Raw genomic sequence first — 12,916 nt, 5'->3', positions numbered from 1 at the left:
AGCAGCCGCCCGTCGGCCCTCAGTCCTTCCGCTTCGCCGCCGGCTTCGCGAGCGTGCGGTAGCCGGGGTGCACACCCGGTGTCAGCTCCTGCTGCGCCGCGACGCGTTCGAGGAGTTCCAGGAGCCGCGCCCGCCCGTCGGGGTCGAGGGCGGCCAGTAGGTCGTCCTCGTGGGTGGCCGCCGCCCGGGACACCGCGCCGAGGGTCCGCCGCCCTTCGGGGGTGAGGTGCAGTTCGTAATTGCGGCGGTCCTCGGCGCTGCGCCGCCGCTCGACGAGCTGCTTGTCCTCGAGGACGTCGATCAGGGCGACGACTCGGCTGGGTACGACCCCCAGGTCCTCGGCGAGCGCGCGCTGGCTGCGGCCGGGCTGCCCGGCGACCATGCGCAGCAGGCCGACGTCGGCGGGGGTGAGCCCCAGGGTGGCGACGCGTTCCGCGAACCGCCCCGCGGCGTGGGCACCGATCTGTGCGAGGAGGAAGGCCGCTCCGCGCGGAGCCGGGGCCGGAGCCCGGTCCTGGGCCGGAGCCCGGTCCTGGGCCGGAGCCGGAGCCGGGGAGGGATCTGGTTGCCGGGCGCTGTTCACGCGGCTATCGTACGCGACATGTAATGATTCACCGCAGTGAATCATTCTCCTCAAGAACGGATTGTGCCGTGGAAGCGATCGAGAGCCGTGTCCCGCGCAACACCCCCACCACCGCCCCGCAGTCCGGGCCGCCGCCGGGCGTCCTCGCCGTGGTCTTCACCGCCCTGTTCCTCGGCGGCCTCGTCCTCAGCACCCTGCTGGCCGGCGGCGATCCGTTCCCGTCGCCGTTCGGCGACTCGGACGCGATCACCGCGTACTTCCTCGACCACGGGGACGCGGTCCGCGTATCGGGGGCCCTGCAGTTCGCCGCCTCCGTCCCCCTGGCCATCTACGCCGCAACCGTCTCGGCGCGGCTGGGCCGGCTCGGGGTCCGGGCGCCCGGCGCCACCATCGCCCTCGCGGGCGGAGTGCTCGCCGCGGCGTTCCTGGCCTGCTCCGGCCTGGTCACCTGGGTGCTGTCGCACGCCGAGGTGGCTCAGCGACCGGAGCTCGTACGGGCCCTGCAGTACCTGGCGTTCGGCCTGGGCGGCCCCGGGCACGTGGTGCTACTGGGCCTGCTCGTCGCCGGGATCGCCGTACCCGGGCTGCTGGCCGGGCTCCTGCCGCGGGCCCTGGCCGTCGCGGGTCTCGCCGTGGCCGCCATCGCCGAGCTGGCCACCCTCGTCCTGCTGACCGAGGGCGCCGCCCTGCTCCTGCCGGTCGCCCGCTTCGCCGGGCTGGCCTGGCTGATCGCGGCGGGCTTCCTGCTGCCCCGCAACCGTGCCCGCATCCGCGTCCGCGTCCCCGAGGAGAGCTGACATGACCACCACCGACCGGAACACCGCGCAGGCGCAGCGCCTGCTGCGGTTCCACCAGCCGGAGAAGCTCCTGCGCCACCTGGGGCCGCTCGACGAGCCGGTGCTGGCCGCCCTGTTCGGGACCGACGCCGGGGACTACCGGGGCCGGCTGGAGGAGTTCGAGGAGCGCAACCGGGAAGCGGCGGCCACGCTGTCGGCCGAACCGGACACGGCAGCTCGGATCGCCGCACTGCCGTTCCGGCCGGGTGAGCACGTCGTGGCCCTGGGCGAGAGCACCACCGCCGACCGGCTCTCCTGGTTCGAGATCCTGCGGCACCTGCTCCCCAAGGGCGTGCGGTGCACCAATCTGGCCGTATCGGGGAGCACCACCGCCCAGGCCCTGACGCAGCAGCTGCCCGCGCTGGGATTCCAGCGGCCCGACTGGGTGTTGTGCATGCTCGGCGCGAACGACGTACAGCGCATCGACGGCGTTCCGCTCGTCGGCCGCGCCGAGACCTGCCGCAACCTGATCGCCCTGCACGACCTGGCGGTGGCCCGGACGGGAGCCCGGTGGGTCTGGCTCACCCCGACGCACACGGACCCCGACCTCGTGGACGGGTACGAGCACTTTCGGCGGGCCGGGCTGAGCTGGTCCGATGCGGACCTCGATGCCGTGGCCGACTTCCTGCTGGCGCGGCCGGAGCCGGTGGTCGACACGCGCCGCGCGGTGCGCGGCCACCATGAGGCGGACGGCCTCCACCTCACCCCCTCGGGCCAAAGCGCCGTCACTGCCGCCCTGCTGGAGACCCTTGGCCCCTGACCACCCGGAGGTGTGGCGCGCCCCCCGCAGCGGGGCTGCCTACAGCAACATGGTGTTCACCACATCGCGCACCCGGGGTAACAACCGCTTCCTAGCGTGACCGACGTGGGACCACCGGCATGAACGGCGTCGCCGCAGGAACCCTCATGACGGCCCATCGGCCCCCGTCCTGCCGGCGGCGGCGCACCTGCACCCAGCCCCACCGGGAGGCGTGGCATGAGCACCACCGAGTCGCAAGAGACCGTGGCACACACGACGAGGCCCCCTGCCGACCAGGCGGTCAAGGAGACCCTGGAGGACTACACCCTCCGTTTCGCACCCCGCGGATACCGCCGCTGGACCCCCATGGTCGTGGCCACCACCGCCCTCGGCGGCATCGCCTACATGGCCGACTTCTCCATCGGCGCCGGCATCGGCCTGGCCCACGGCACCAGCAACGCGCTCGTGGCCATCACCCTCGCCGCGGTGGTCATCTTCCTCACCGGCTTACCCCTGGCCTACTACGGCGCGCGCTACAACATCGACCTCGACCTGATCACCCGCGGCTCCGGCTTCGGCTACTACGGCTCGGTCCTCACCAGCGTCATCTTCGCCAGCTTCACCTTCATCTTCTTCGCCCTCGAAGGCTCGATCATGGCCCAGGGCCTCGAACTCGGCCTCGGGCTGCCGCTGTGGCTGGGCTACGCGGTGTCCACCCTCATGGTGATCCCGCTCGTCGTCTACGGCATGAAGGCGCTCAGCAGGCTCCAGGTGTGGACCACCCCGATCTGGCTGCTGCTCATGGTCGGTCCGCTGGTCTATCTGATCGCCGAAGACCCCGGCACCGTGGACCGTTTCCTGGCCTACCCCGGCACGGACGGCGACGGCGCCGTCAACACCGCCTCCGTCATGCTCGGAGCGGGGGTGTGCCTGTCCTTGATCGCGCAGATCGGCGAGCAGATCGACTACCTGCGCTTCATGCCGCCCAAAACCGGGGCGAACAAGCGCGCCTGGTGGACCGCGGTGATCATGGCCGGGCCCGGGTGGGTCGTGCTCGGTGCGCTCAAGCAGGCCATCGGGGTCTTCCTCGCCGTCTACATCGTCGCCGAGGTCGGACCGGCGGCCGCGCCCGAGCCCATCCAGCAGTTCCGCAGCGCCTTCGACGCGATGATGCCGGCCTGGTCGGTCGTCCCGCTGGCCGTGGTCCTGGTGGTCATCAGCCAGATCAAGATCAACGTGACGAACGCGTACTCCGGCTCGCTGGCCTGGACGAACTCCTTCACCCGCGTCACCAAGCACTACCCCGGCCGCATGGTCTTCGTCCTGGTCAACCTGGCCTTCGCGCTCGCCCTGATGGAAGCCGACATGTTCAGTTTCCTGGGCAGCGTCCTGGGCTTCTATTCGAACTGCGCGATCGCCTGGGTGGTCACCGTGGCCACCGACATCGGCATCAACAAGTACGTGCTGAAACTGTCCCCGCTCCAGCCGGAGTTCCGCCGGGGGATGCTCCACGCGGTGAATCCGGTCGGCATCGTGGCCTTCGGCGCCGCCTCCGGGCTGTCGATCGCCATGTACTTCCACCTCCTCGGCGACACCCTCCAGCCGTACTCGCCCGTGGCCGCAGCCGCCATCGCCTTCGTCGTCACCCCGCTGATGGCCGTGATCACCAAAGGCCGCTACTACCTGCGCCGCACCGACGACGGCATCCGCGAGCCCCTGCTGGACGCCGACGGGAACCCGAGCGCGGCCGTCCTCGACTGCCACGTCTGCCACCAGTCCTACGAGCGCCCCGACCTCACCGCCTGTGTCACCCACGAGGCGGTCGTGTGCTCCCTGTGCCTGAGCACCGACAAGGCCGGCGACCACGTCCTGCCGGCCACCGTGTAGACCGGCCGGCCGGCCGGCTCCGTTCGGCCGGCGGGCGAGGACGGGTCGGCCGAGGAGCACCGCCGCTCCTGCGGCGGTATCCGAGAACACATGAAAGGGCCCCGGTCACGACGTGCCGCGTACCTTCTCGTCATGTGCTTGCCAGCAGGCGGGCGGGCTGGGAAGGTCTGCCCCGGCAGGCCGTTCTCCATCCGGCGACCGGACTCCTCAGAGCCCGTAGCGCATGCGCCCCAAGGCCGTCATCGGCTGGTCGTGCGCGGCGACCGGAGCCGGGAGGCAGGTGGAGCCGGTCAGGTAGCGGTCCACGGCGGCCGCCGCCGCCCGGCCCTCGGCGATGGCCCACACCACCAGCGATTGCCCCCGGCCGGCGTCGCCCGCGACGAACACTCCCGGTGCCCGCCGCCCGCCGCCCGCCGCGAAGCCGGCGTCCCGCGCGAAGTTGCCTCGCTCGTCGAGCTCCAGCCCCAGCTGTTCGCGCAGCCCGCCGGCCCGCTCCGGGCCCGAGAAACCGAGGGCCAACAGGACCAGCCCCGCCGGTATGACGTCCTCGGTCCCCGCCAAGGGGCTGCGGGCCACCGGCTCGACGGCGGTCAGGTGCAGCGCCCGTACCCGGCCCGCCGCGTCCCCCTCGAAGCGCAGGGTGGCGCGGGCGAACAGCCGGGGGTCCCGGCCGGCGCGCCCCCGGGCTTCCTCGTGGGCGTGGGAGATCCGGTACGTCCTCGGGTACACCGGCCAGGGTTCGTCGTCGGTCCGGCCCGGGCCGGGCTCGGGATTGATGTCGAGCTGGAGCACGGAGACCGCACCCTGCCGCAAGGCGGTACCGAGGCAGTCGGAGCCGGTGTCACCGCCGCCCACGATGACCACGTGCCTGCCTTCGGCGGTGACGGGCGACACGGCGTAGTCGCCCTCCCGTACCCGGTTGGCGCAGGTCAGATACTCCATGGCCTGGTGGATGCCGCCCAGCGCACGGCCCGGTACCGGCAGTTCCCGGCGCTCGCCGGCCCCGATCGCGACGATGACGGCGTCGCAGCCGCCCCGCAGCTCGTCCGCGCCGGCACCGGTCGCGCCGCCGACGTCGGTACCCGTGACGAACACCGTGCCCTCGGCCCGCATCTGCTCGATGCGCCGGTCCAGGTGGGTCTTCTCCATCTTGAACTCGGGGATGCCGTAGCGCAGCAGTCCGCCGATCCGGTCGGCGCGCTCGTGGACGGTGACGCGGTGCCCGGCCCGGGTCAGCTGCTGGGCCGCGGCCAGTCCGGCGGGACCGGAGCCTATGACGGCCACCGCCTTGCCGCTGCGCTTCTCCGGCGGTCTGGGCGCCATGTAGCCGCGCCGCAGGCCCACGTCCGCGATCGCCTGCTCGACGTTCTTGATGGTCACCGGGTCCGCGTTGATCGTGAGGACACAGGCGTCCTCACAGGGGGCCGGGCAGAGCCTGCCCGTGACCTCCGGGAAGTTGTTGGTCGCGTGGAGACGCTCGTACGCCGCACGCCAGTCGCCGTGGGCGGCGTACGCGTTCCATTCGGGTATGAGGTTTCCCAGGGGGCAGCCGGTGTGGCAGAACGGTATGCCGCAGTCCATGCAACGGTCGGCCTGACGGGAGACGACCGGCAGCAGCGCCTGGCCCGCGTAGACCTCGCGCCAATCGCCGAGCCGCTGCTCGACGGGGCGGGCCGGAACGGCCTCGCGGGGGATCCTGAGGAAGCCGAACGGATCGGTCACGCGCCGCCTCCCTGGATCGTGGGCGCGGCGGGCTGCACGGCCCGCGCACCGTGTCGCTCGTACGCGCGTTCTGTGGCGGTTCAGTCAGGTTACGCCGCCCGCGCGGCAGAGACCCGGGCGAACGGAAGGGGTGACCGGACGGATGCGGACGGTGACGGCGGCGTGGTGATCCGCTGCGGCTCGCCCACGGGTCGGGCACGGGCACCGTCCGCTACGGCCGCTCGCCTCTGCGCATGTCTCCGGTCCCCCGTCGTCCGGCCGGTCACCGCCTCCGGACAGCCCTTAGTTGAACGGCTCCAGCGTCATGAAGGCCTCTTGGGGGTTGCCGTCGTGCACCAGCGACTCGTGGGCGCCCACGTCGTCGAAGGCGAAGCCGTACGCCTTACCGTCGGCCATCTGGCCGTGGATGATGCGGGAGTAGTGGTTGGTGACGGCGTCACGGTAGAAGTTGGCGTCGTTCGGGTCGGGTTGGGCCGGGTTGGTCAGGAGCGTCGACCGGTTGAAGCCCGCGCACAGGGTGCGGGAGATCGGGCCACGGACCAGGTCGTTGGGTGCGTCCAGGAGCTTGTAGCAGCCGAAGACGCTGTCGGAATCCGGCTTCTGGAAGCTGGTGACCACCGCTCCCGAGCCGTCGGTGAAGTTCATGACGCTGCCCGAGACCCGGCCGTAGTACTTGGTGTTCGGTTGGTTCGCGAAGGGCGTCACGGTGAGCGTGGAGGAGGCGTACTTCTTCCACACCCGGTTGATGTAGTCGTTCATGGCGCCGGCGGGGATCGCGCCCGCCTCGATGCCGTGGCCGGGCGAGAGCGCGCGCAGCGGTGTGCCGTCGGGGCGGTTCTGGATCAGTCCGCCCCAGCCGGCCGCACGCAGCTGACCGAAGACGGCGTCGTAGCCGCCCGGGCGCAGCCGGCCCGTGCTCGTGACCGTACCGTCGGTCGCCTTCACGCCCACCGCGTACGGGGCCGAGAACATGTCGACCTGGGTGCTGTTGATCCACAGGCCGGCATCGCCCAGCGTGTACTCGGACCAGTTGAACAGGACGTTGCGGTTGGGGTCGGAGGGGTTCTGCACGGCGGGCTGCACGAGGCCGCCGGTACTGAGCTTGAAGACGATCTTCTGGCCGATGGAGAAGTAGACGCGTCCGGAGAACTTGGGCATCCGGATCGTCTTGGTCTGCCCGTTGGCCGGACCCGTGATCGACGCGTCGGGCGCCGGGGTGGGGGGATTGCCCCCAGCGGGCCAGGGGTGGAACGCGCCGTTGGCGTCGGCCCAGCCCTGCCGTCCCGTCGCGAGCTGCGTGCCCAGGTTGTAGACGTACACCGGCTCGCCGCGTCCCGAGTTGTTCTTGATCGTGAGCGGGATGGTCGCCGGTACGGCCTCTGCCGATGTCAGCGGACCGAGGGCGATCAGGCTGGCGGCGACCGCCAGCGCCGAGAGCCCGGAAGCCAACACCTTCGATAAGCGGAACACGATCTGCCTCCTTGTGGGGCACCTGACAGTGGGGGGAGGTGCAACGCTCCCATGCCCATGAATTGACGAATGAGAGCGCTCTCAGCGTCTGACTGCGTTCAACTCCTGTCAATGAACTTGTCCGATGCAGAGCAGAAGGCCCGTTCGGCTTCGCGACCCTCAGAACGGCGCGGGCGCTCGAGTGAACCTGTCCGAGACGTCCCCGACGAGGTCGATCCCGTCGGGACGCAGCGTCATGACGGGAGCTCCGTGGGACAGGTCGAAGCGGTCGATCTCGGCCCACAGGAGGTTCGGGCTGGTGGCCAGTTCGAAGAAGTACCGCTTGCTGGTGAGGTCACAGACGGTGCGGTACTCGGTGTTGTAGGTCTTGAACCTCCCCTCGCGGTACGGCGCGCCGAAGGGCACCGAGGCGTTGCGGGTGACGGCCAGGATCGCGGCGACCGCCTCCCGGTCGTCCGCAGGCTCGGGCAGCAGCGAACTGAAGTAGGCGGCGCGCTGGAAGCGGTCGACCGCGTTCACGTTTCCGGGGAGGGGAACCTCGCTGCTGGGCCGGTCGTGACCGAGCCCCTGCACGGCGCGCACCTTTTCCCGCAGCAGACGGAGTTGCTCCTCGTAGGGGGGTTCGTTCGTCATGATCGTGTAGCTGCGGTCGTGGTGCACCTGCCGCCCGCCCGCGATGTACTCGACGATCGCGGAGTCCCCGGACGCGTCCTCGAGGGCCACGTGCACCGAGGCCCGGAAGCCGCGCATCTCGACCGGTACCAGCTGACAGGTGTCGAGCAGGTCCAGGGCGTCCTGCACGGTGCCGGCGCAGTCCAACAGGTACTGGATCCACAGGGCGATCTGCAGGCCGGGCCTGCTGGGGTCGCGGGGGCCGAGGTCGGTGACGTCCAGGTACAGCATGTGCGCCGCGAGGCCGGCTTCGTTGATGCCGTCGGCCGTGCCGGCACCGTAGACGGTCGTCACGAGGCTGCCGAAGGCGCTCGTCCACAGCAGGGGGTTGTCGTCGACGACGGTGGTACCCGCGAGGGTGCCGCCGTCGCGCTCCACCCCCCGGGGGAACACGGTCAGGACCGGCTCGGTCGATTCCGGCCAGTCCATCGTCCGGCCTGCGAGGACAGCGTGGTCGTTGGTGTTCCACAAGATCCGTGTGCACATGGGTGAATCCCTCGTCCCTCTCTTTGTGAGCCGTACGCATCGGCTTGCGCTCGAGCCACGTCCCCTCCACCGTCAACCGACAGGCACCAGTTAGCCGACGGGGCCCGAACGGGTGCGGGCCCGGGAGACGGACCGGTCGCGGAACCACGCGCAGACTCCCACCAGCACCGCCGCCCCCACCCCGTACACCGGCAGCCGCAGGGTCGTCGTGGCCGCCAGGCACTCCGCAACGGCCTTGCGGGCCTGGTCCTCCTGCGCGAACGCCACGGCCGGGCCGCCACTGGCGGCCAGGTTCCCGAGCCCGGCCTCCACCTGGAGCGCCGCGTACCTGCCCACCAGCACGCAGTCGCTGCGCGTGCCCGGCATCGGGAACAGCCACGCCCGGCGCTGCAGGAGGGGCGCCAGTGCGATCGCCACTCACAGGCCGACGACCAGTGAGTACGCGACCAGGCCGCGCACGTACGGCGAGCGGATGTCCGGGGACCACTGCGCCCGTCGCTGGAAGGCGAGCAGCACCGCGAGCAGGGTCACGCCGATGAACGTGGCGAACCACTGCCACGAGCCCTGGGCGAGGGCGAACGTCAGCACCGCGGCAAGTCCGATGCCGATGACCCCGGGAGCGGGAATGCCGTCGGCCGCCCCGGCGGATGCCGGCCTCGTGGTCGCTCGCGGTCTGGAATCAGTCACCGGCTCTCCTGCAGGGCGGGGGCCCCAGCATGTGCCGCGGGACGCCGCGGCCCCGGGTGCCATGCCGTACGCGCCCCGTGCCCCGCCCGGATGGCCCGCGCCCGCCCCCGCCCGCCCTGATCGCCCAGCAGATCTCCTTCCTCCAGCAGGCACAGAGCCGAGTCAAGCTGGAGACCACCTAGCCTGCGGTGGCCGGTCCCAGGGCCTGCTCCAGGACTTCCAGGACGGTGTTGCCGAACAGCTCGGCCTTGTATCCGGTCTGCGGCAGCGGCCGGCAGCGGGCGAGGACCGTCGCTGCGGCCGCGGCGAGGACGTCCGGCGTGGCCTCGCGGCCGATCAGGGCGGCCTCCACCTCCGTGAGCCGCAGCGGTACGCGGGCCACCCCGCCCGCCGCGACGGCGGCACGCGTGACGGTGGAGCCGTCGAGCACCAGCCGGGCGGTGGCCTCGACCAGGGGCCATTCGGCGTGGGCCCGGCTGATGGCCCGGTGGCAGGCTGCGCGTTCGCCGGGCCAGGGCGCGGGCAGGTGGACCAAGGTGAGGATGCGGTCCGGCGGCAGCAGGTGGTCGGCGTGGGAGAGCCGTTCGCCCTCTCCGTACAAGTCGGCCACGCCGCGCGGGGATTCGCCGTGGACGTGCGCCTCGGCGTCGTAGGTGAGCAGGGCCATCGCCAGAGTGGACGGGTGCGGGGCGATGCACGGGCCCTCGCCGCTGACCACGCCGAAGTGGTGGTCGCCCTGGCGCGCGGGGCAGCCGGGGCCGCCCTTCTGGAGGCAGCTGAAATGCGGATTGCGGTAGTACCAACAGCGGTTGCGCTGCAGCAGGTTGCCGCCCACGGTGCCGGCGGCACGGATCTGCGGTGTGGCCGCGGTCCCGGCCGCCAGGGCCAGGGCCGGCCAGCCGGCGCGTACCCGCGGATCGGCGGCCAGCTCGGCGAGGGTCGTCAGGGCGCCGATCTGTAGCCCGCCGCCGGGCAGTGGCGTGCAGCCGCGCAGGTGGGCGGCGCCGCCGAGGTCGGTGAACGGCCCCGGGGAGATGCCGCTGCGCTGCCGGGCGGTGGTGTCGGTGCCACCGGCGCGCAGTTCCCCGCCGCGGGCCAGGACGGTGGCCGAGAGGTCGGTGAGGGCGGTTTCGGTGCTCACGTGCCCAGTCCTTCCAGGAGCCGGTCGGGGCGGATGGGCATGTCGTACGGGCGCCAGCCGGTTGCGTCGTGCACGGCGTTGGCCAGGCAGGCGGCGGTGGGCAGGGTCGCGATCTCGCCGAGGCCGACTCCGCCACCGGGCACGTGCTCGAAGCCCTCCTGGTGGAAGTGGACGGTGATCTCGGGGGTGTCCCCGATGCCGGGGATGCGGTAGTCCTCGAGGTTCTCGGTCAGCACCCTTCCGGTGGCCGGGTCGGTGCGCCGTTCCTCGTACAGGGCGTAGCCGATGCCCTGTACGACGGCGCCCTGGCACTGGCTGCGGGCGAGGCGGTCCTCGTGGATCCGGCCCGCGGCGATGCCGCTCCACACGCTCAGCGGGCGGACCCGTCCGAGCCGGGTGTCCACCTCGACCTCGGCGACCTGCACCGATCCGGTGAAGCCCCTGCCGATCGCGATACCGCCCATGGTGAAGGGGGTCACGAAGCCCCGTCGGTCGCGGGGGCGCCGGCCGGTCACCCGGACGCCGTGCGCCATGGCCAGCCGGGCGGCGACGTCATCGCCGCCGAGCGCGTCGCGCAGCCGGGCGGCGGCGTCCGCGGCGGCGGGCACGAGGGAGGGCGTGGTGCGGCTGCCGCCGGAGGTGGGGCCGTGGACGGCATCGCTGTGGCCGACCTCGGCGCGCACCCGGTCCTCGGGCAGGCCGAGTCCCGCGGCGACGGCCCGGCGCAGTACGGTGCGCGAGCCCGTGCCCATGTCCTGCACGGCGCAGCGGGCGACGACGATCCCGTCCTCGACGGTGAGCTCGACCTCGGTGACGGGGTCGAGGAAGTACATCCAGTTGGCCGCTGCGACGCCGACGCCCCGGCGGTACCGGCCGGTGCCGCCGCGGGGGCCCGACCAGACCGGGAGCGCGGCGGCCCGCTCGTACAGGGCGTGCCGCTTGGGGTTGCCGTCCCAGCGGCGGCGCAGGGCGATCGGGTCCCGGCCGAGTCGGTGGGCCATCTCGTCGACGGCCTGCTCCAGGGCCCAGCACATGGTGGGGCCGCCGGGGCCGCGGAACGGGGCGCCGGGAGGGTGATGGGTGACGGTGTCGAAGTCGCGGAGCCGGCGGGGGGCCTTGCCGTACATGAAGCGGGCCAGTGCCGCCACGGTGCCGCCGATCGAGACGCCTCCGTCGTTGTCCGCGTCCATGGCCAGCGCGCTCAGATCGCCGGCCTCGTCCGCGACCATGGCCAGCCGGATCCGGGTGCCGGGCCGGTATCCGCCGTCGGTGAGTTCCTCGTCCCGGTCCAGCACCACCCGCACCGGGGCGTCGTGCAGCCGGGCCAGTTCGACCGCGGCGACGACGTCGGAGGTCAGTCCCATTTTGCAGCCGAAGCCGCCGCCCACGTGGACGGCTCGTGCCACCACGCGCTCGACGGGCAAACCGAAGCGTTCGGCGGCGAGCTCGGCTGTGCGTTTCACGGACTGGGTGGACACCTCCAGGTGGAGGGTGCCGTCGACCCACCGGGCCAGGCAGGCGTGCGGTTCGAGGGGGGTGTGCGTCTGCGCGGCGGTGGTGTAGACGCCTTCCACCACCCGTTCGGGAGTGCGGCTGCGGGCCTCGGTGATGCGGCGCACGGCCGTGGCGGGGCGTTTGCTCATGGCGGACGGGCCCCGGAGGTTGCCGCGCCAGCGGGCGGGCACGAGTTGGGGGGTCTCGCCGGACCCCGGTGCGCGCTTGCGCGCCGCCTTGTCCTCGTAGACCAAGGGGCCCTCGCCGGTTCGGGCCCGGCGTGCGTCCAGGGCCGCCGGGAGCACCTCGTAGTCCACCGTGACCCGCGCGGCCGCCGCCCGTGCGGAGGCCCGGTCCGGCGCCGCGACCGCGGCCACCGGCTGGCCGACGTACCGCACCACGCCGTCCGGGGGGAGCAGCGGTACCAGGGGCAGGTCGCCGGCTTCGATGGAGCGTACGAGCGCGTGCGCGTGCGGCGAGCGGATGATCACCCCTTCCAGCAGTCTCTCGGGGCGCAGGTCCGTGGTGTAGCGGGCCGATCCGTCGGTCTTCTGCGGAGCCTCGGTGCGCGGGACCGCCGGCGCTTCCCCTCCGGCCGGGGCCGTGTCGTAGTCGCCGGCGCAGGCCGCGGCCACCGCGCTGAGGATCCCCTCGTACGCACCGCACCGGCACAGGTGGCCCGTGAGCGCGTCCGCGATGGGCTCCCGTCCGGGCCGGGTGCGGCCGTGGGCGGCTCGCCACCGCTCGAAGAAGGCCGCCGCCGCGACGACGAACCCCGGGGTGCAGTAGCCGCACTGGAGGGCGTCCTCGCCGGCGAAGGCACGTCCGACCGGGTGGCCGGACAGGCCCTCCACGGTCGTGACCCGTCGGCCGGCCAGCAGGACCGCCGGTGTCAGGCAGGACACCCGGGGTTCACCGTCGACCTGGATCGTGCAGGCCCCGCACACCCCGCCCGCACAGACCAGTTTGGTGCCGGTCAGCCCCAGCCGGTCCCGCACGACGTCCACGGCGGCCGGGTCGTCGTCCACGTCCACCGCGCGGCGGGTGCCATTGACCTCGAACTCCACGAGACGTTCTCCTCACCGCGGGGTGGCGCCTGTCGCACCTGGCGCGCGCCTTCACGCTCCTTGATATCGCGCTCGCGGCTCCGGCGCAGGTCGGCGCCGGCCCGGCCGGCGGTCGCGGGGCACCGGAACGTG

General features: G+C 72.5%; 11 protein-coding genes. 3 read left to right on the top strand and 8 right to left on the bottom strand.

Annotated elements, in window-relative coordinates; all coding sequences use genetic code 11:
• Positions 1-19: 19 nt before the first annotated feature.
• On the bottom strand, positions 20-583 hold the full coding sequence (locus ACIQK6_RS27060) for a MarR family winged helix-turn-helix transcriptional regulator (protein WP_402695618.1): 564 nt from the start codon (positions 581-583) through the stop codon (positions 20-22).
• A 68-nt stretch (positions 584-651) separates the two neighbouring features.
• On the opposite strand from ACIQK6_RS27060, the gene ACIQK6_RS27055 reads away from it, so the two are divergent.
• The 3 genes from ACIQK6_RS27055 to ACIQK6_RS27045 all read left to right on the top strand — a co-directional run bounded on the left by ACIQK6_RS27055 (position 652) and on the right by ACIQK6_RS27045 (position 4,045).
• Positions 652-1,380, top strand: a complete 729-nt coding sequence (locus ACIQK6_RS27055) for a hypothetical protein (protein ID WP_329106622.1) — start codon at positions 652-654, stop codon at positions 1,378-1,380.
• 1 nt (position 1,381) lies between these two features.
• Positions 1,382-2,179: an SGNH/GDSL hydrolase family protein gene (locus tag ACIQK6_RS27050; RefSeq protein WP_329106620.1), complete on the top strand. Its 798-nt coding sequence runs from the start codon at positions 1,382-1,384 to the stop codon at positions 2,177-2,179.
• Positions 2,180-2,395: 216 nt separating this feature from the next.
• The gene (locus tag ACIQK6_RS27045; protein ID WP_402695617.1) at positions 2,396-4,045 is read left to right on the top strand and encodes a purine-cytosine permease family protein; all 1,650 of its coding nucleotides are present in this window, start codon (positions 2,396-2,398) and stop codon (positions 4,043-4,045) included.
• Between the two features lie 207 nt (positions 4,046-4,252).
• Here ACIQK6_RS27045 and ACIQK6_RS27040 read toward each other — a convergent pair whose 3' ends face one another.
• The 7 genes from ACIQK6_RS27040 to ACIQK6_RS27010 all read right to left on the bottom strand — a co-directional run bounded on the left by ACIQK6_RS27040 (position 4,253) and on the right by ACIQK6_RS27010 (position 12,784).
• Positions 4,253-5,767, bottom strand: coding sequence for a glutamate synthase subunit beta (locus tag ACIQK6_RS27040; protein WP_329106617.1), 1,515 nt, complete (start codon positions 5,765-5,767; stop codon positions 4,253-4,255).
• Positions 5,768-6,049: 282 nt separating this feature from the next.
• Positions 6,050-7,237, bottom strand: a complete 1,188-nt coding sequence (locus ACIQK6_RS27035; RefSeq protein ID WP_329106615.1) for a glycoside hydrolase family 64 protein — start codon at positions 7,235-7,237, stop codon at positions 6,050-6,052.
• 159 nt (positions 7,238-7,396) lie between these two features.
• Entirely contained in the window at positions 7,397-8,395 is a 999-nt protein-coding gene (locus ACIQK6_RS27030) for a linear amide C-N hydrolase (RefSeq protein ID WP_329106613.1), read from the bottom strand.
• Between the two features lie 90 nt (positions 8,396-8,485).
• Entirely contained in the window at positions 8,486-8,812 is a 327-nt protein-coding gene (locus ACIQK6_RS27025; protein ID WP_402695616.1) for a hypothetical protein, read from the bottom strand.
• Positions 8,813-9,082 carry a hypothetical protein gene (locus ACIQK6_RS27020; RefSeq protein ID WP_402695615.1) on the bottom strand — a complete coding sequence of 90 codons (270 nt, stop codon included), beginning with the start codon at positions 9,080-9,082 and terminating at the stop codon, positions 8,813-8,815.
• Positions 9,083-9,260: 178 nt separating this feature from the next.
• Entirely contained in the window at positions 9,261-10,223 is a 963-nt protein-coding gene (locus ACIQK6_RS27015) for an FAD binding domain-containing protein (RefSeq protein ID WP_402695614.1), read from the bottom strand.
• Positions 10,220-12,784, bottom strand: coding sequence for a molybdopterin-dependent oxidoreductase (locus ACIQK6_RS27010; protein WP_402695613.1), 2,565 nt, complete (start codon positions 12,782-12,784; stop codon positions 10,220-10,222). Before ACIQK6_RS27010 ends, ACIQK6_RS27015 begins: the two co-directional genes overlap by 4 nt.
• Positions 12,785-12,916: the final 132 nt, after the last annotated feature.

The sequence above is a fragment of the Streptomyces sp. NPDC091682 genome, assembly GCF_044756625.1.
GTDB lineage: Bacteria > Actinomycetota > Actinomycetes > Streptomycetales > Streptomycetaceae > Streptomyces.
The sequence above is the reverse complement of the archived record's forward strand: the minus strand, read 5'-3'. Positions and strand labels throughout refer to the sequence as shown.

Excerpts from the sequence above, each read along its gene's own strand:
- ACIQK6_RS27050 (WP_329106620.1), top strand. The coding sequence starts at position 1,382 with ATGACCACCACCGACCGGAACACCGCGCAGGCGCAGCGCCTGCTGCGG.
- ACIQK6_RS27045 (WP_402695617.1), top strand. The coding sequence starts at position 2,396 with ATGAGCACCACCGAGTCGCAAGAGACCGTGGCACACACGACGAGGCCC.
- ACIQK6_RS27030 (WP_329106613.1), bottom strand. The coding sequence starts at position 8,395 with ATGTGCACACGGATCTTGTGGAACACCAACGACCACGCTGTCCTCGCA.